Source organism: Aestuariimicrobium ganziense, assembly GCF_015352975.1.
GTDB lineage: Bacteria > Actinomycetota > Actinomycetes > Propionibacteriales > Propionibacteriaceae > Aestuariimicrobium > Aestuariimicrobium ganziense.
Genome location: NZ_JACYIZ010000002.1, coordinates 334656 through 352105, shown reverse-complemented (window position 1 = coordinate 352105; position 17450 = coordinate 334656). Strand labels below are relative to the sequence as shown.

Annotated in this window: 17 protein-coding genes and 5 pseudogenes; 12 read left to right on the top strand and 10 right to left on the bottom strand. The window is 69.8% G+C overall.

Translation table 11 applies throughout. From position 1 onward, the window contains the following. The first annotated feature begins 18 nt into the window (after positions 1-18). The 5 genes and pseudogenes from IE660_RS05340 (at position 19) to IE660_RS05325 (ending at position 2064) form a co-directional block, all read left to right on the top strand. Positions 19-753 (top strand): sensor histidine kinase, encoded by a 735-nt coding sequence (locus IE660_RS05340; RefSeq protein ID WP_328701852.1) that lies wholly within the window; start codon positions 19-21, stop codon positions 751-753. Further along, a pseudogene (locus IE660_RS15720) lies at positions 750-1037 on the top strand (response regulator); the annotation flags it as partial. The gene IE660_RS05340 and the pseudogene IE660_RS15720, both read left to right, overlap by 4 nt. 67 nt (positions 1038-1104) lie before the next feature. Then, the gene (locus IE660_RS15715) at positions 1105-1371 is read left to right on the top strand and encodes a response regulator transcription factor (RefSeq protein ID WP_328701851.1); all 267 of its coding nucleotides are present in this window, start codon (positions 1105-1107) and stop codon (positions 1369-1371) included. Between the two features lie 41 nt (positions 1372-1412). After that, on the top strand, positions 1413-1613 hold the full coding sequence (locus IE660_RS05330) for a hypothetical protein (RefSeq protein ID WP_235997038.1): 201 nt from the start codon (positions 1413-1415) through the stop codon (positions 1611-1613). A 139-nt stretch (positions 1614-1752) separates the two neighbouring features. After that, on the top strand, positions 1753-2064 hold the full coding sequence (locus IE660_RS05325) for a hypothetical protein (protein ID WP_203567286.1): 312 nt from the start codon (positions 1753-1755) through the stop codon (positions 2062-2064). A 145-nt stretch (positions 2065-2209) separates the two neighbouring features. Here the strand turns inward: IE660_RS05325 and IE660_RS05320 are convergent. Continuing rightward, positions 2210-2329, bottom strand: a pseudogene (locus IE660_RS05320) (IS3-like element ISAar45 family transposase); the annotation flags it as partial. 56 nt (positions 2330-2385) lie between these two features. On the opposite strand from IE660_RS05320, the gene IE660_RS05315 reads away from it, so the two are divergent. Continuing rightward, entirely contained in the window at positions 2386-3414 is a 1029-nt protein-coding gene (locus tag IE660_RS05315; protein WP_203567285.1) for an Atu2307/SP_0267 family LLM class monooxygenase, read from the top strand. A 58-nt stretch (positions 3415-3472) separates the two neighbouring features. Here the strand turns inward: IE660_RS05315 and IE660_RS05310 are convergent, their stop codons facing one another. The 6 genes and pseudogenes from IE660_RS05310 to idi all read right to left on the bottom strand — a co-directional run. After that, positions 3473-4978 (bottom strand): FAD-dependent oxidoreductase, encoded by a 1506-nt coding sequence (locus IE660_RS05310; RefSeq protein WP_203567284.1) that lies wholly within the window; start codon positions 4976-4978, stop codon positions 3473-3475. Further along, complete coding sequence (locus IE660_RS05305) at positions 4975-5697, bottom strand: class I SAM-dependent methyltransferase (protein WP_203567283.1); 723 nt, start codon at positions 5695-5697, stop codon at positions 4975-4977. The genes IE660_RS05310 and IE660_RS05305 overlap by 4 nt, the downstream gene beginning before the upstream one ends. Continuing rightward, a complete protein-coding gene (locus tag IE660_RS05300) occupies positions 5694-6623 on the bottom strand; it encodes a phytoene/squalene synthase family protein (protein WP_203567282.1) in 930 nt (309 codons plus the stop codon). Before IE660_RS05300 ends, IE660_RS05305 begins: the two co-directional genes overlap by 4 nt. Then, a complete protein-coding gene (crtI, locus tag IE660_RS05295; RefSeq protein ID WP_203567281.1) occupies positions 6620-8086 on the bottom strand; it encodes a phytoene desaturase family protein in 1467 nt (488 codons plus the stop codon). The genes IE660_RS05300 and crtI overlap by 4 nt, the downstream gene beginning before the upstream one ends. Further along, a pseudogene (locus tag IE660_RS16355) lies at positions 8083-9003 on the bottom strand (polyprenyl synthetase family protein); the annotation flags it as partial. The gene crtI and the pseudogene IE660_RS16355, both read right to left, overlap by 4 nt. Positions 9004-9192: 189 nt before the next feature. Continuing rightward, a pseudogene (gene idi / locus IE660_RS16350) lies at positions 9193-9735 on the bottom strand (isopentenyl-diphosphate Delta-isomerase); the annotation flags it as partial. 157 nt (positions 9736-9892) lie between these two features. On the opposite strand from idi, the gene IE660_RS05285 reads away from it, so the two are divergent. After that, positions 9893-11149, top strand: coding sequence for a cytochrome P450 (locus IE660_RS05285; protein ID WP_328701850.1), 1257 nt, complete (start codon positions 9893-9895; stop codon positions 11147-11149). Between the two features lie 37 nt (positions 11150-11186). Here the strand turns inward: IE660_RS05285 and IE660_RS05280 are convergent, their stop codons facing one another. Continuing rightward, on the bottom strand, positions 11187-12299 hold the full coding sequence (locus IE660_RS05280) for a lycopene cyclase family protein (RefSeq protein WP_203567279.1): 1113 nt from the start codon (positions 12297-12299) through the stop codon (positions 11187-11189). A gap of 117 nt (positions 12300-12416) precedes the next feature. Between IE660_RS05280 and IE660_RS05275 the strand changes: the two genes are divergently transcribed. From IE660_RS05275 to IE660_RS05265, 3 genes are read left to right on the top strand one after another with little or no spacing between them, the layout of a single operon-like run. Continuing rightward, on the top strand, positions 12417-13136 hold the full coding sequence (locus IE660_RS05275; RefSeq protein WP_203567278.1) for a CPBP family intramembrane glutamic endopeptidase: 720 nt from the start codon (positions 12417-12419) through the stop codon (positions 13134-13136). 1 nt (position 13137) lies between these two features. Continuing rightward, positions 13138-14529 (top strand): tryptophan-rich sensory protein, encoded by a 1392-nt coding sequence (locus IE660_RS05270; RefSeq protein ID WP_203567277.1) that lies wholly within the window; start codon positions 13138-13140, stop codon positions 14527-14529. A gap of 3 nt (positions 14530-14532) precedes the next feature. Beyond that, complete coding sequence (locus tag IE660_RS05265) at positions 14533-15390, top strand: FAD-binding domain-containing protein (RefSeq protein ID WP_203567276.1); 858 nt, start codon at positions 14533-14535, stop codon at positions 15388-15390. Here the strand turns inward: IE660_RS05265 and IE660_RS05260 are convergent. Both IE660_RS05260 and IE660_RS05255 read right to left on the bottom strand, forming a co-directional pair. Further along, complete coding sequence (locus tag IE660_RS05260; RefSeq protein ID WP_203567275.1) at positions 15381-15788, bottom strand: hypothetical protein; 408 nt, start codon at positions 15786-15788, stop codon at positions 15381-15383. The genes IE660_RS05265 and IE660_RS05260 overlap by 10 nt on opposite strands. Before the next feature lie 86 nt (positions 15789-15874). After that, on the bottom strand, positions 15875-16294 hold the full coding sequence (locus IE660_RS05255; RefSeq protein ID WP_203567274.1) for an Hsp20/alpha crystallin family protein: 420 nt from the start codon (positions 16292-16294) through the stop codon (positions 15875-15877). 441 nt (positions 16295-16735) lie between these two features. On the opposite strand from IE660_RS05255, the gene IE660_RS05250 reads away from it, so the two are divergent. Together IE660_RS05250 and IE660_RS05245 are read left to right on the top strand one after the other, a co-directional pair. Then, positions 16736-17035, top strand: coding sequence for a MerR family transcriptional regulator (locus tag IE660_RS05250; protein WP_328701849.1), 300 nt, complete (start codon positions 16736-16738; stop codon positions 17033-17035). 116 nt (positions 17036-17151) lie between these two features. Continuing rightward, a pseudogene (locus tag IE660_RS05245) lies at positions 17152-17409 on the top strand (transposase); the annotation flags it as partial. Positions 17410-17450: the final 41 nt, after the last annotated feature.

The following is a 17450-nucleotide window of genomic DNA, read 5'->3' as shown; positions in this document are numbered from 1 at the left end:
GCCGAGCCCCACTTGAAAGTGACACTCCAGTCGGCGTGGAAGGAGGTGAGACAGCATGGGCAGACTCAAGAAGATGGCCACTCGGGTGCCATCGCCGAACGCACCCGCATCTCCCGCGACATCCACGACACCATCGCCCAGGCACTCTCCTCGATCCGACTCCTCGCCCACGCCGGAGCCGGCCGCATCGAGGACCCAGACGCAGCGCGCACCCTCGAACAGGTCGAGACCCTCGCCGGTGACAGCCTCGCCGATGTGCGCCGCATCGTCGCCGCGCTCGCCCCCTCCGAACTCGAAGACGACGCCCTCGCCGCCGCGCTGCAACGCATGCTCGACCGTATCCGCGACGAAACCGGGCTCCACGGTGAGCTGCCTGTGGACGACTCGATGCCGATCCTGCCGACCGAGGTCGAAGTCGTGCTCCTGCGCACCGCGCAGTCGGCCCTCGCGAACGTTCGCCTCCACGCCAGAGCATCCCGTGTCGTCATGAGCCTCATCGACGTCGACGACGCCGTGCGGCTCGACATCATCGACGAAGGCACCGGCTTCAACCAGCCCGCTTGGGAACAGGCCGCGGACGCCGGACCGAGCTACGGCCTGCGTTTCATGCGGGCCCGCCTCCGCGAACTCGGCGGCGGCCTCGACATCGAGAGCACCCCCGGTGAGGGCACTGCCCTCTCCATCCACCTGCCGATCCGTCCCGGCCCAGTCTCGGCCACCGGCGCCGACCCCACCACAGAGGAGATGCCATGACCACCACCGTGCTCCTGGTCGACGATCACCCGGTCGTGCGAAGCGGGCTCCGTGCCGTACTCGAGGCGGCGGAGACTCTGCAGATCGTCGGGGAAGCCGCCACCGGCGAGGAGGCACTCCCCCTGGCAGCACATCTGCGCCCCGATGTGGTGCTCTGCGACTTGCGCCTCGGCAACGGCGTCGACGGCATCCAGACCACGACCGCGCTCCGCGCCCTCGACCCCGCCCCTGCGGTGCTCATCCTGACCACCTTCGATCGCGACGCCGAGATCCTCGGGACAATCGAAGCAGGCGCAGCGGGCTACCTCCTCAAAGAAGTCGACCCCGACGTCATCATCGACGGCATCCAGCGTGCTGCAGCCGGCGACACGGCACTCGCCCCCCGATCTCGCTTCCCGCGTGCTCAAGGGCTTGCGCAGCCCACCCCCACGTCTCACCGACCGCGAGATCGACGTGCTCGGTCTCCTCGCAACGGGATCGGCGAACAAAGAGATCGCCCGTGCCCTCTTCGTCACCGAGGCCACCGTCAAGAGCCACCTCGTCCACATCTTTACCAAGCTCGGTGTTGACAGCCGCTCCCGCGCGATCCACGTCGCGCAGGAGACCGGCCTGATCTGACCGCGACCAGACATCCGCCCATCGAAAGGAACCCCTGACCCGTGGTGCGCGGCTACTCCTACGAGCGGAACGGCCAGCGGTACGAAGGCTGGGAGTTCATCGCGACTCGCATCGGTCACGACCTCGCCCGCACGCGCTACGAGGTGGATCGCACCGAGCGGGGTGGGACCGGGCGCGACTCAGCCGCCTTCGCTGCACCTCAGCAGGCCGCCGCGCCGAGCGCGACCGCAATCGGGATGTGACCAGCGATGGGATCGCGGCCGCAGCCCACGGTCTGAGCCGTCTCGACGCCAGGGCACCGACTGCTAACTGGCTTCTAGACCGAGACCGGAGCCCCGCGACACCCGTAGTACGTCGGTGGAACAAGGCTAGGCTGAAGAGATGCGCGAGTTTCTGATCCGGACGAGCGCCCGGCACGAGTGGCCCGGATTCCACGTGAGCAGGATTGCGGATGTGCTCGTCCCGAGCGGCTGGTCGGCCGAGCAGTTGGCCGGCGACGGAGAGTTTGCTGTACGCGTGGGTGAAGCGACCGTCTCGTACTCGGGCGATATGCCCGGTTGGCAGGTGACGATCTGCGGTGAGTTGGACCGCGAAGAGGAATGGATCGCCGCCGTCACGGCACAGATTGCCGAGGCGGCTGGCGAGCCGTGCGAGTGGATAGATGTCTCCGGACAGGCACGATCTCCGTCGTAGGCTGCCGACTCTGCTGCGCGTGCGACGCCGATGCCCGGCCCGTCTTGGCTCGCGGTCGGTGGCCCGTCAAGCTGTCGCCGGCCGACCGATCCGATCGGTGTCACGATATCCTCGGGTCTGCCGTGAGTGTGGTTGACACGGGTTTTCAGGCGGCTGTTGCCGGCTGTGTTGATTGAACTGGTTCGGATGCGGCGGGGGTCAACCTGCCGAGTTGGGCTTGTCGTCGTCGGCGGTGGTGGGTCCGTTCGATCCAGGTGACGATCGCCGGAATGAACCGGCCGCGCGGCGAGTTGAATAATCAACTACTTCGAGAGGCACGTCATGGATCTCCAGTTCGGGCTCGACACCTTCGGTGACGTCACCGTCGACGACGCGGGCCAGCCGGTCACGCAGGCCCAGGTGATCCGCGACGTCGTGGCCCAGGGCGTCCTCGCCGACTCCCTCGGCGTCGACTACTTCGCCATCGGGGAGCACCACCGCCCCGACTTCGCCGTCAGCGCGCCCGACACGGTGCTGGCGGGCCTCGCCACCGCGACCGGGAGGATCCGCCTCGGGTCGGCCGTCGTGGTGCTGTCGTCGGACGACCCGATCCGCGTGTACGAGCGCTTCGCCACCATCGACGCGCTCAGCGGCGGACGCGCCGAGCCCGTGCTGGGCCGCGGGTCCTTCATCGAGTCCTTCGGGTTGTACGGCTTCGACCTGGCCGACTACGAGAAGCTCTTCGAGGAGAAGCTCGAGGTCTTCTCGCTGCTGCGCGAGGAGGGCCCGGTCACCTGGTCGGGCACCTACCGGACGCCCCTTGCCGACGTCGACGTGTTCCCCAAGACCGAGGGCGGACGCATGCGCTCCTGGGTCGCGGTCGGCGGATCGCCGCAGTCGGTCGTCCGCGCCGCCCACCGCGGGTTCGGGCTGCAGCTCGCGATCATCGGCGGCCCCGCCCAGCGCTTCAAGCCGTTCGCCGACCTGTACCGCCGCGCGGTGGACGAGTTCGGCGTGACGACCGAGATGCCCGTCGCCGTGCACAGCCCCGGCCACGTCGCCGAGACGGACGAGCTGGCGGCCGAGCAGTTGTTCCCCCACTTCAAGGCCCAGCGTGACCGCATCGGCCGGGAGCGGGGCTGGGGGGCCATGGGGTCCGACGAGTTCACCAACGAGATCGAGCACGGCGCGCTGTACGTCGGGTCGCCGGAGACGGTGGCGGCCAAGATCGCCGCGACCGTGCGCGAACTCAAAGTCGACCAGTTCGACCTGAAGTACGCCAACGGGCCCATGCCGCACAGCCAGCTGATGAAGTCCATCGAGCTGTACGCCATGCGCGTCGTCCCGCTGGTGCGGGAGATGCTGGCCTGACGCTCGGCGACGAGCCCACCGTGCACGGTGGCAACGGAACCCTCCGGGGGTCGGGACCTCAGCGGGCCAGGAGTCCGCGGGTCGGGACGGTCCACAGGCCCTCGCCCTGGACTCCCCATCGCTGGAGCAATGCGTTCGCTGCCAGGATCCCGGTCGTTGCGGCGCGCTCCATCAGCGCCACGGGATAATCGCTGCGTACCCAGTCCCCGGCCAGGACGAGCCAGGAGGCAGGTGTCTCCACCCCCGGACGGTCGTTCCACGGGGATGGGGTGATGAGGGTGCAGTCGTCCTGAACCAACACCTCACGGTGCAGCGTCCCCATGTGCGCTGTTTCGGGGAAGACCCGGTGCAGCTCGCTGGTCAGGTGCTGGACGAGGCGGTCGGTCGAGCCCTCGTTCCCGAGAACGTCCGGGTCGCACGCGTAGGCGTGCAGTTCCACGACGGATCCTCCGTGTGCCCGGCTCCAGGCGGCGGCTCCTGCCTCGAAGCGTTCCAGCACCGAAACGTTGTCGAGCGCGCCGTAGCCGCTGGTGCCCAGGAAGGCGGGGCGCTGGGGGGCGACCAGCGCATCGAGCCACAGCCGCACCACGGCAAACGGGGGTGCGTTGACCGTCTCGGCGACCCGGCGCGTGAACGCGTCCATCGGCCCAGAGGGGTCGCCGATGCCGGCCACCAGGGAGCGGGCAGTGCGGGGGTCGGTGGCCAGGACGACGGCGTCCGCCTCGATGAGCTCGCCGTGGTTGGTCCGGGCTCCGGTCGGGCCGATGGTGCTCACGCGGACGCCGGTGCGTACCTCCACGCCGAGTCGGGCCAGGTAGTGGCCGAGGGGTTGCCACAGGGCGGTGTCGTAGTCGTCGTCGGGGACGTCGAACAGGAGTCCTTCGGCCGAGCCCATGAAGTAGGTGTGGAACATGGCGACCAGTTCGCCGGCGGCGAAGTCGTTCGGATCGGCGAAGAAGGAGCGTGCGAACACCTCGAGGGCGAGGTCGCGTGCGTCGGCGGGGAAGCGCAGTCGGTCCAGGAACGCGGCGGCCGATTCGCCGTCGTAATGGCTGTAGGTGTCGGGGAAGCGGACGCGCAACAGCTCCAGGGCGGCGGGTAGGTCGACCTTCGCCAGGGACGCGAGTGTGAATGAGGGGCTCCGGGCGACAAACCCCATGACGCTGAACGGTGGCGTCCTGGGGATGTTGTTGAAGGAGTCCCGCATTCCGTCGGGACGCTGCAGTGGGTAGTCGCGTATCGGGATCAGCCGTGCCAGGTCGGGGTCGGGTCGGCGCAGCACCGCTCGTAGGTTGTAGTACTGGCGGAAGAAGGCGTGGAAGCCGCGACTCATGGTGCGTCCGTCCTCGAGCGGCCACGCGGCGACGCGTCCGCCGAGTCGGGGTGATGCCTCCACCAGCGTCACTCGGACTCCGCGTTCGGCCAGGATGGTGGCGGCCGACAGGCCGGCGATGCCGCCTCCGACGACGACGACCTTCGCTTCGCCCGTCAGGCGCTCGGCACCGGAGGGACCGGGGTGGTGGACGGCGCGCCGATCGCGGCCGGGGCGGGCGGGTCGCTTCATGCGGTCTCCTGGGGCTTGCGGGCCATGTAGAGGTGGAGGATGCCGTGTTGCCAGCCGGGCACACTCCGGGTGGCGATGTCCACGAAGCCGGCGGTGTGGAGCTGCTTCATGAATTGCGTCGGTGTGTCGAACTCCATCACGCTGCGCCAGAGGTAAGTGTACAGCGAGGGGTTGCGGTCGAGCAGGGCTCCGAGCGGGATGATGACCAGCCAGCTCACGATGCTCCACACCAGTTGCGCGCGGAATCGCTCGCGCACGGAGTACTCGACGACGGTCAGGGTGCCGCCGGGTGTGAGCAGCGCCTGGATCTCCGCCAGTGCGTCTCGGCGTTGAGCGGGCGTGAGGTTGCGGAAGAGATAGGCCGACAGGATGCCGTGGTGGGTTCCGGGCTGCCACGCTTGGGTGTCCAGCGAGCCGGCGGTGGCCTCGGCGAAGGTGACCGACGCAGGCCAGTGTTTGGCGCGGGCGCGGCTGAGCATCCCGGGGGAGGCGTCCAACCCTTGGATGTGGGTGTCGGGTGGGGCTGCGTCCACCAGTGCTCGGGTGGATGCTCCCGAACCGCAAGCGAGGTCGAGGAGGCGCCATGGTCCGGGCTGGCCGCGCAGCGTGTCCACCAGTGATGCGGCTGCCCTGCGCAGATGGGCGTGGTAGCCGGGATTGAGGGCGACCATGAGGTCGTAGTGCCGCGCCCCGCGGTCGAACGCTGCTCGGGTGCTCATGGTTGCTGGTGGCGGTCCACGCGGCCTCGGACGCCCGCCCAACGCGAGGGGCGTAGCGCGCCGACTGCGGCTTGGCGACCGAACAGGGCCAGCTTCTCGTGGGCGGGTACCCGGATGCGTCCGTTGAAGACGTCGTAGTCGGCTGCTTCGATCCGGTCGAGGATCCGTTGGTACAGGGTAAGGGCGGTGCCAACGCAGCGGCGCGAGGCTTCGGGCAGATAGGGTAGGCCATCGGCTGCGTGGGCGTACAGCGTGCGGTTGCGGTCCACCTGCTCGGCCATGAACGTGCGCCACTGCGGCGTCACCTGGCGCAGGTGGGGGTCGGCGCCGTGCCTGGTGAGCTCGTCCTGGGGCAGGTAGACGCGGCCACGGCTGAGGTCCTCGTCGACGTCACGCAGGAAATTGGTGAGTTGAAAGGCCAATCCCAGAGAGCGTGCGTGGTCGCGGGCAGCGTCGCTGGTGGGTTCCAGGACGGACAGCATCATCTCTCCGATGACGGCCGCCGAGCCCTCCATGTAGCCGTCGCGGAGCGCGGGCCACGTGGGCCAGGTGGAGTGGGTCAGGTCGAGCGCCATGGCGTCGAAGAACCGCTCGAAGCACTCGGGGTCGGTGCCGCGTCGCCGCAAGCTGTCGATCACCGAGGCCATCACCGGTTCGTCTGAGGTGCCGCGGGCCAATGCCGCGAAGAACCAGGCGCGGAACGCGTCGAGACGCTCCGTCGGGGTGCCGTGGGCCGGCACCGATGGGTGGGGCGTCTTGTCCGGCTCGTCGACGATGTCGTCGGCCAGCCGGCACAGCGCGTAGACCGCGTGCACGTCCCGGCGCTGGGGTGGGGGCAGGAGCAGGGCGCCCCAGTAGTACGTGGTGCCGTGCTCGCGGGTGAGGCGTGCGGCGGTGCGGTACCCGTCCTCCAGCAGGGTGCTCACCAGGTCATCTCCGCAACGCGTCGGGCGGCGAGCTTCCCGGAGATGAGCACCATGGGGATACCCACACCGGGGGTGGTGCTCGACCCGGCGAAGACCAGGCCCTTCACGCGCTTGTCGACGTTCTTGGCGCGGAAGGGGCCGGTCTGGCGGAACGTGTGGGCGAGCGCGAACGGGGTTCCCGCTGCCATGCCCTGCGCCAGCCAGTCCTGGGGAGTGACCAACTCCTCGGTCACGATGTCGGTGGGGTAGCCCCAGCGCTGCAGGTCGGTGAGCATGCGTTCGCGCAGGCGGGGGCCTTCGCTGGGCCAGTCGAGCCGGCCCACCTCCAGGTTGGGGGTGGGTTCCAGGACGTAGAGGCTGGTGCAGCCCTCGGGTGCCGCGTCGCGGTCGTGCAGGGACGGGACGGCCACGAAGCGGGAGGGGTCGGCCATGGGACGCCCGCGCCGGAGCAGGTCGTCGAAGGCGTCGTGCCACTGCTGCCCGAAGTGGATGTTGTGGTGGGCGGCCTCCGGCGGTGGGGCGCCCTTGACGCCCAGGTGCCACACCACGCACGAGGGGGAGTAGCGCCCCCGCGCGGCGACGCGGGGTGTGGGGACCTCGGGGAGGAGCTCTTCGTAGGCGACCGGGAGGTCCAGCGTGCAGACCACGGCATCCGCGTTCAGGCGTTCTCCACCGGCCAGCCGCACGCCGGTGGCTCGCCCCTGCGCGCAGGTGATGCGGTTAACGGTGGCCCCGTAGTGGAACTCGACCCCGGCGTCCATGGCGGCCTGCGCCATCGCATCGGGGACCGCGCGCATGCCTCCTTCGGGGAACCAGACGCCCTCGACCGAGTCCATGTAGGTGATGACGGCGTACAGCGCCAGCGCCTGGGCGGGCGCGAGGCCGGCGTACATCGCCTGGAAGCTGAAGATGCGGTGGAGGCGCGGGTCGGAGAAGCGGCGCTCGATGGCGGGACCGAGGCGCTCGAAGCCGCCCAGCGCGACCAGACGGGCGGCCGCGACCGGGTTGCGCAGCAGGTCGGTCGGACGGTCGAAGTTCACGTCGATGAAGTGGGGCAGTTCAGCCAGGTACAGCTTGCGCAGCCAGACGACGAACTCCTCGTAGGCGGCGGCGTCGACCGACCCGCACTCGCGGGCGATCTCGGCGCGCATCGCCTCCACTCCGTGGCGCACGTGGAGGGTGGAGCCGTCGTCGAAGCACGCACGATAGGCCGGGTCGAGCAGCTGCATCGTCAGGTAGTCGTCCGCGCGGCGACCCACCGCGCGGAAGGCCTGGTCGAGCAGGTCCACCATGGTGAACACGGTCGGGCCGGAGTCGAAGGTGAACCCGTCGCGCTCGATGCGGCCGCTCCGCCCCCCGGGCACAGCAGCACGCTCGAGCACCGTGACGTGGTGACCCTGCCCCCGCAGGTGCAGCGCAGCGGACAGGCCGGACAGGCCGCCTCCGATGACGATTACGTTCATGCGTCCCTCCAGGCGATGGCGCGGGCCGCGGATCGCAGCCCCTCGATGCCGGCTTCGGTGAGCTGGCCGTGGGCGAGGCAGGCGTCGGCGTGTGCCACGGCGTCCTCAATCATGGTTTCGATGTCGTCGCGGACGCAAGTGGATACCAGGGCATCACTCACCACGGCGACGTCGCCCGGGCGAAGATCCACGGTCCCGAGGCGGGTGAGTGCCTCGCGGGCGGGACCTTCCAGGCGCTCGAAGGCCAGTGCGAGGATCACCGTGGCCTTGCCCTCGGCCAGATCGTCGCCAGCCGGCTTCCCGGTGAGCGCCGGGTCGCCCCAGATCCCCAGCTGGTCGTCACGCAGGGCGAAGGCGCGGCCGATGTGCTCTCCCCATTGCTGCAGTGCGGCGCACGTGCCCTCCGCGGCGTTCGCAGCGAGCGCGCCAAGCTGCAGGGGGCGCTCGATGGTGTACATGCCTGACTTGAGCCGGGCGATGTGCTCGGCGTGGGCAAGGTCACGTCGACCTGCCGCGGCGCCAGTGAGATCGGCGCGTTGCCCGACCATCAGCTCGACGCAGAGCTCGAACCACAGGCGGCGCAGTCGGAGGGGGAGCGGCTGGACGAGGCTGTCGGCCAGCGTGTGCGCCAAGTCGCCCAAGAGCATGGCGAGGTTGATCCCGAAGGCGTTGGGCTCACCGGCGGCCCCCGCCTGCCGGTGCCATTCGGCGGCCTCGACGTGTGCGGCCGGCATCCCGCGACGTGACCCCGACTCATCCATGATGTCGTCGTGCACCATGGCGAACAGGTGCAGGGTCTCCAGGGCCGCGGCGATCCGGATCAGCCCCGGATAGTCGGGGCCGGCGATGTCACCGCCGGCCGCCACGAAGGCCCAGTGGAGCATGGTGGCGCGCAGGCGCTTGCCGCGCCCCACGAGCAGGCGTTCGAGCCAGGCCGGCAGGTCGTCAGGGAGCACCTCGACGCCCTCGGCACGGTTGGTCCGCTCCCAGGTGCCGGCCAGGTCGCGCAAGGTGGTGGTCAGCAGCCCGTCCACGCGGTCGACGAAATCCGTGAGCGAAGGGGCCGGGGTGCACGAGGCGCCCTCGAGCGCAAGCGCGACGCGGGGCACCTGGAGGACGCTCCACGGGCTGTACACAGCGGGGGTGGCGGTGATCGCGGCCACCAGGTCCTCCCACCTCACCCAAGCGTGCTCAGCGACCTCGTCCGAGTCGGGGGCGACGCGGGAGGAGGAGACGTGGCCGATGAAGACGGGGCAGAACTCGTTCTCCACGATTCCGCTGGCGTCCACTGCCCGATAGCGGAAGTCGGGCACCGCCGGGAGCAGCTCGGTGACCTCCAGGCCCAGTTCCTCCCTCACGCGCCGCCGGGCCGCTGCCTCGATGTCCTCGCCCGGAAGCGGGTGCCCGCAGCAGCTGTTGGTCCACACGCCCGGCCAGGTGGCCTTGTGGAGGGCACGCCGCGTGATCAGCACCCGGCCCTCGGAATCGAACAGGTACGTGGAGAAGGCGAGGTGGAGCGGGGTCTGGCGAGTGTGGACACTACGCCGGTCGGCGGCGCCGACGGGCTGGCCCTGCTCGTCGAGAAGCACGACTTCGTCGGCGACGGCGACGTCGGGTTCGCGCGGCGCAGAGTCCTGCTGGACGGGCATCTGAAGTTCCAAGGTTCGTCCAATCGTGCGCGGTCGCTGTCCGGGGGAACACCAGATCGTTGCAGAAAGCAGCCTGTCCACTTCGCCCTCGTCGCCACTCTAGTTCAGACAATGAAGGAAATAACCCCTCCAAAGAAGGATCGCCGACGCCGCTCGGGTGCGGCTGGGTCTGGGGGCAGATCACCTAGAGTGGCGGGGACACCCACGGAGGAGTGTGATGGAGCCGGACCCTGGCCACCGCAAGGCGCACCGCCCCGGAGAGAACGCCGGGCCCCGGATCGAGCGCCGGGGCCGTACCGTTCGCGTCCGATCGCTCGAGGCCGCCAGACAGGTGCTGCGGGCGCGTCAGCACACGACCCAAGCTGGGTTCACCGCCGAGTCCATCCCGCAGGGCGTCCTGAAGCACCATCCCATCCTGATGTCGGACGGTCCGCTCCACGACCAGCAGCGCACGAAGGTGGCCCGCTTCTTCGCCCCCTCCGTGGTGCGCGAGCGGTACACCGGCCTGATGGAGTCGTGCGCCGAGCGGATCGTCGCAGAGGCCGTGTCCTCACCTCGGTGCCGACTCGACGACCTCGCCCTGTTCTACTCCGTGGAGGTCACTGCCCAGGTCGTCGGGCTGACCGGCTCCGACGTGCGCTCGATGGCGCGTCGCCTCGTGACGTTCTTCAACCAGCCACCCTTCGACCTCGACCAACCGGGCCTGGGGCGTACCCGCCTGCAGTGGATGCAGGCGGCGGTCAACGGTCTCGTGCCGCTGGTCCGCTTCTACGTCGCCGACGTCCGGCCCGCCGTCCGGGCCCGCCGCCGCGAGCCTGCCAACGACGTCATCAGCCACCTCATCGCTGAGGGTTACACCGACACCGACATCCTTGTCGAGTCCGTGACTTACGGGACCGCAGGCATGGTCACCACGCGCGAGTTCATCTGCATGGCTGCTTGGCACCTCCTGACCAATGACTCCCTTCGGGGCCGGTTCCTCGAGGGCGAGCAGGAGGAAAGGCTTGCGATCCTGAACGAGGTCATCCGGCTGGAGCCCGTCGTCGGCCACCTGTACCGCCGTGTCCACGAGGGTTTCACCATCCGCGACCGGGACACCCAGGTGGCGCTGGAGCCCGGGGACCTCGTCGACGTCCACGTCCGCAGCACCAACACCGACCTCGACGCGGTCGGCGACCAGCCGTTGAACGTGTGTCCGGATCGACTGAGGGCCCGCGGCGTCGACCCGGCCGGGATGACGTTCGGCGACGGGGCCCACAAGTGTCCTGGCCAACCGCTCGCGTTGCTGGAGGCCGATGCCCTGCTCGTGCGTCTCTTGGCGCGCGAGGTCCGGATCGTGAGGGAACCTTCGATCGATTGGGATGACCTGATCGAGGGGTACACACTGCGCGACTTCGAACTCCAGGTGCGGTGAAGCCCGGCACGGGTGCGAGCGGGTGGAGCGCGACGATTCACCGCCCGAACGTCGCCGCCACCAACCGACGTTGGGCCTTCCCGGGCATGCGCCGGAAGATGCCCCACATGGCCCCCAGGACGCTGAGTGCGCTGCTCTGGCGGGACAGAAACGCACGTTGCTGGCCGGGACGTAGCCGTCCGAAGGCGTCGAAGAGCTCGATGGTGGTGTCGGAATCCAGACGGAGCAGCGCCCGCAACGCGAGGGACCGCACGTGGTCGCCGGCGCGCGTGGGATCCGGAACAGGAGTGCGACCGGCAGCGATGGCGGAGGCCAGGCGTGGGGCGCTGGCCAGCGCGTGCGCGACCGAGTACCCGCTGACCGGATGGCCTCCGCGCCCCGCCGTGCCGATCGCGACCACCCCCGGCGGGGGAGGGGCGCCGCGGCCCAGCATGGGGATGCGCACGACCTCGCGGCCCAACGGGGTGGCGATCGCTGCGGGGTCGACGCCGCGACGCTCGAGCCGTCGCCCCAGCCGAACCTTCAGCGTGTCGATCGGGACGCCCGGGGCAGCGGCGAGACAGGTCTCCTCCAGCAGCACCTGACCGTCGCCCAACGGCAGCGCGTACAGGAACGACGCAGGATCCTCGGGGCGATCGGGGTCGGCCGCCCAGTCCGGGGTGAAGTCCATCAGGAACCCCTCGGCGTGGCCCAGGGCGGGGGCGGCCAGAGCGCTCGGGAGGACGACGCCGTATGCCGTCTGGTGGGGGCTGAGGTCGTCCCGAACCCTGCCGTCCGGCCGGGCACCCCGCGCGTCAACGACGACGCGTGCGCGCCCCGACAGGGCCTTCACTTCGTCGTCGTCCAGCCTCGATCGCTCGATCTCGACGCCGGTCAGGGGGAGGGCCGCCTGGAGGGCTGGGTTGTCCAGGATCACGTACGTGCGCGTCAGGTCGTGTGCCGCTCGCCCCCGGATCTCGGGGTGATCCACGCGCGCTCTCACCACGGTCGTGGGGAGGTCGCCCAACTCGTCCGCCCACATTCCGAACGTGGGAGCCCACACGGCATCGGGGTGGGGATCCACCGCGAGCACCTGCAGGCCCGCGCTGGCGCAGGCCGACGCGAGGGCCCTGCCTGCCGGGCCCAGGCCCACGATCGCGACATCGAACACCCGGTCACCCTAGCCCCGCGTCATGTCCAAGGTGGTTGGGTCGCGATGCCGATCACGCCTAGTGTGGGGACATGACCATGGCGCCCCGCACCCAGACACCGCGGCAGGGCTGCTGAGATGGCGGCGATCGCGGAGTTCCGCGCCTTCCTGGCGGCGTCGTTGGTCACCCCGGTCGAGCGCACCCGCACCGAGAGTGTGTCAGCTCGGCGCCGTCGTCGGGTCGTGGTGGGCGTCACCGTCGTCTTGGGCGCGGTCGGCCTCGGGCTGGCCCTGGCCGTCCGGCCCGGCGACCCGCTGTTCTACCTGGCCTCGCTCGGCGTCGCCCTGTTGTGGATCGCCGGTGCGATCGTGTCCGGCCCCCTCCATCTCGGCGCGGCGCGGACCCGCAGCGGGGACACGAGCCTCGGTCTGCTGCAAGGGTTCCTGCTGGGGCTCCTGCTGCTGGCCGTCTTCCTGGTCGGGGCTCTGGTCGTCGCGCAGGTGCCGATCCTGCGGGGACCCGTCGAGGGGTTGCTGGGCCACGCCCGCTACGGCGCACTGTGGGTCGTGGCCCTGGTCACGGCGGTCAACGGGATCGCCGAGGAACTGTTCTTCCGCGGTGCCGCCTACGCCGCGTTGCCCCCGCGCATGAACGCCTTGGGCAGCACCGCCCTCTACGCGGCGTCCACCTTGTTCTCGGGGGTGCTGCTGCTCACCTTCGCCGCCATCTGCCTCGGGTTGCTGACCGCAGCCCAGCGGCGCGTGACCGGTGGCGTGCTGGGCCCCATCGCCTCGCACCTGACCTGGTCGATGGGGATGCTCTTCCTACTTCCACCCGTCTTCGCCCTGGGAGGCTGATATGTCTGATCGCACCGCCCTCGTCACGGGGGCATCCGGCTACGTCGGATCCCAACTCGTGCCCGCCCTCCTGGAACAGGGATGGACCGTCCGGGTCCTGGCGCGCAACCCCGGAGGACTCGCGCAGGCGTGGCGCGACCGAGTGGACGTCGTGCAGGGCGACGCGACCGATCCGGACGCGCTGGCTGAGGCACTGGCGGGCTGCCGGGTGGCGTACTACCTGCTGCACTCGATGGACGGCAAGGGTGACTATCGTGACCGGGACCGCCGGCTGGCCCGCCAGTTCGCCGACAGCGCCCTCGCCGCCGAGGTGGGCCGCATCGTTTATCTGTCGGGATTACACCCCCAGGGCAGGCTGTCCGACCACCTCGCCTCCCGCGTCGAGGTGGGGGAGATCCTCTTGGAGTCCGGTGTCCCGACGGCTGTTCTGCAGGCGGGGGTGGTCCTCGGTGAGGGGTCGGCGTCCTTCGACATGCTGCGCCACCTCACCGAGCGTCTTCCCGTCTCGTTCGGACCCAAGTGGCTGCGCAACCGCATCCAGCCCATCGCGGTGAGCGACGTCGTCCACTACCTCGTGCGCGCGGCCGACCTGGATCCGGGCGTGAACCGGACGATCGACGTCGGCATGCCCGAGCAGTTGACCTACCTCGAGATGATGCGCCGCTACGCCGCTGCGACGGGGCTGGGACCCCGCCTGGTGGGGACGGTGCCGGTGTTGACGCCCCGCCTGGCGTCGCTGTGGGTCGGACTCGTCACCCCCGTCCCGGCCGGTATCGCCCGGCCGTTGGTGGGCAGTCTCATCAACGATGCGGTCAAGTCCGAGGACGACGCCGCCACCCTCCTCGGTGACCCCGAAGGGGGCCTGAAGGGGTTCGAGGACGCCATCGCCCTGGCAACCCGGGACATCGACCCCCACCGCTGGGGCAGGACGCTGGCAACCGTGTCAGCAGGAGTCGCGGCGACCGCTGTGGCCGGTTCCCTGCTCACCGACCCGGACAGCGCTTGGTACCGGTCGCTGCGCAAGCCAACGTGGCAGCCTCCGGCCAGCGCGTTCCCGATCGTGTGGACCGGTCTCTACGCGATCATCGCGGTGGCGACCACCGCCGCGATCACCGAAGCCGAGGAGGCCGGCGACGTCGAAGAGGCCGCGGGCCTCCGCCGGTCGTTGGCGGTGAACCTTCCGCTCAATGCTGCCTGGAGCGGGATCTTCTTCCGATCGCGCAACCTGCCCGCCGCGACCCTGGGTGCCGCAGCGCTGGCCGCCTCGTCCGCCGATCTTGCCCGCCGTGCCGCCACGACAGGGGCCGGCAAGGCGGTGGGGCTGGGGCTCTACGCCGCCTGGTGCGGGTTCGCGACGGCGCTGTCGGCTGAACTAGCCCGCCTGAACCGGTGACCGATGGCTGCCCGCGACGCGAGGGTGGAGGCCGCCCTCGCGGCGTCGGGGGTGTCGCTGGTCCGCACCGGCAGCCCGTATGCAGTCACCCCCGGACGTGTGCGCCGCAAGGATGTCTCGCCCTACCGGGTCTTCACCCCGTTCAGCGCGGCGTGGTTCGAGCACGGCTGGAGGCCACCGGCCGAGGAGCCGGCCGGACTGCGGCTGGCTGCCGACCGCAGCGACCCGGACGCCTGGGCCGAGGTCGAGCGCGCCGCCGCGGCACGGGACGTGGCGCTCCCCGACGCCGGGGAGGAGGTTGCCCTCGACGCGTGGCACCGGTTCCTCGCTGGACCGCTGGGCACCTACGACGCCGACCGCAACCGACCGGACCTCGACGGCACCTCACGCCTGTCGCCCCACCTGTCGGTCGGGGCGATCCACCCCCGCACGTTGCTCGCCGACCTCCAGGCGCACGGCGGCCGGGGGGCGGATCGTTTCCGGATCGAGCTGGCGTGGCGCGAGTTCTATACCGACGTGCTGCACCACCACCCGGCTTCGGCGACGGACGACCTCAACCACTCCCTCGCCGACCTGGCCTCCAACCAGCACGGCTGGCAATGGGTCGCCGGCACCGGCACCGACGCGGCCCCCTACTTCCGGGTGTTCAACCCCACGCTGCAGGGCGAGCGCTTCGACCCCGAGGGTGACTACGTGCGCCGCTGGGTCCCCGAACTGCGCGGCATCCCGGGGTCGGCCGTCCACCAGCCGTGGAAGCTCCCCGCCCAGGCGCGCGGCGACTACCCCGACCCGCTGGTCGACCTGCGTGTCGAGCGCGCCGAGGCGTTGGGCCGGCTGGCCGCCAGCCGAGTTCAGGGCTGAGGGGGTTGGGGTGGCGCCTCTTGTCCGGAGGCTTCCGGGGTGAGTGGCATGATGGCCCATCCCTCAGAGAGCGTCCCGGGGGCGAGCTCACGGCGTTCCCCCGGGTTGAGACTCGCCAAGGAGAGCGCCTCCCAGAACTCCGGGTGACGTTCGCAGTGGAGGATGGCGGTGATGTGGCCGCGGACGGGCGCCTTGGAGCGGTGCGCCGTCACTTGGATGTAGCGGTGGCCCGAGTGGGTGGCGCGCCAGGCTAGAACCTGGGGTTTGTGGAGGATGAGCGTCCAAGCGAGGAGCTCTGAGGGTGACTCGACGGTGGCGGTGACGTCTCCGACGATGTCGAGCTCGCGGCTGATGCGGAGGAGGATCGCAAGTTCACGAGCTTCCTTGGACGGGTACATTTCTCCCCTTCCTGTGGGGCATTGGTCGACTTCAGGGGGTCGGGACACATCCCGACCCCCTGAGGACTCCAGAATGCGGCGTCCGTTCAGGCGCTGATCTCCTTGGCGGAATCGCCGGACGTGATCTCGACCTTGCGTGGCTTGGCCTTCTCGGCGATGGGAATCCGGATCGTGAGCACGCCTGCGTCGTAGTTGGCGGAGAGCCGATCGGCGTCCAGCGTCTCGCCCAGGAAGAGCTGACGGCTGAACACCCCGTAGCTGCGCTCGTCCACGATGCGCTCGGTGTCACCGGCGGGGGGCCTGCGCTCCGCGTGAACAGTGAGCACGTTCTGCTCCACCATCAGGTCGATCGAGTCGGCCGAGACCCCTGGCAGGTCGAGGTCGACCACGAACGAGTCATCGTCCCGGTAGGCCGTCATGGGCACGGCGGCCGGGCGGGCGCGCGTGCCCAACATGGCCTCGGCCAGACGGTCGAAGTCCCGGAACGGATCGGTGCGCATCAACATGGGTTCTTCCTCCTAACCGTGCGATCTGAAGAGCACTGCGCCGGTGCTCTTCAGATTATCTGAACTGGATACTTCAGATTTTGGTTGGCCTGTGCAACGATGTCAAGCATCACGTCGAAGAAGTCGGGGAAGGTCGGATCGGGGAGTCATGGAGGGGAAGCGAGCGGAGGCGCTGCGGTTGCTGGGTGTCCTTCCGGGCAGTGACCGGCGGACTGCCGGAGCGTCCTATCGACGGCTGGCTCGGGAAAACCATCCCGACGTGTCGAAGTGCTCCGACGCGGCCAAGCGCGAATCACCCCGGCTCTTGTGCCGGTCCCCGCGGCTGGCGGCCAGGATCCCCCCGCCGCCCTGGAGCCTCGAACAGCACCCCATCGTGCCTGGCCCGGTCCGGATCACGCCGGTAGCAGGAGACAGGCGTCTCGGACTCGGAGGTGCGCCATGGTGGATCTGAACACCGACCGGGCCCTGTACTCGATCTCCGTCGCCGCGGAAGTGACCGGGGTGAACCCTCAAATGCTTCGCATCTACGAGCAGAAGGGCTTGCTCGAGCCCCATCGCACCGAGGGTGGAACTCGTCGTTACAGCACCCGGGAACTGGAGCGGATTGGCGAGATCGCGAGCCTGCTCGCTGCTGGGCTCAACCTCGCAGGGGTCGCGCAAGTGCTGTTGCTGCGTGCCGAGAACCTCGAACTACGCCGCGAGATCGAGCATCTCCGTCGAAAGCCGCCCTCGTCGACGTGAGCCCCGCGTCTTCGCCCGGTCGGTGTTGGCCTCATCCGGTGAATCCTGTAGCCGAAGCGGATATTCAGGTGGCGGCCCCGGGAGGATTCGAACCTCCGACACAGTGTGAGTCCCTTTGCGGGCAACTCGATGAGGAGGTGGGCCGGTTCCGGACCCGGCGGCTCGACGCTGTCGAGTACCCGTACGTGTTCCTGGATGCCACCTACCTCCACGTCCGCACCGATCACCTGGTCACCAGCAAGGCCGTCGTGGTGGCGACCGCGGTGGCCGCCGACGGCCGCCGCGAAATCCTCGGGGTGGACGTGGGTGACAGTGAGGACGAGGTGTTCTGGCGTGGGTTCCTCACCAGCCTGAAGGCCCGCGGCCTCAACGGCGGAGCCTGTCAAGTTGTCTGTGTGTGAGTGGGTCGGTTCAC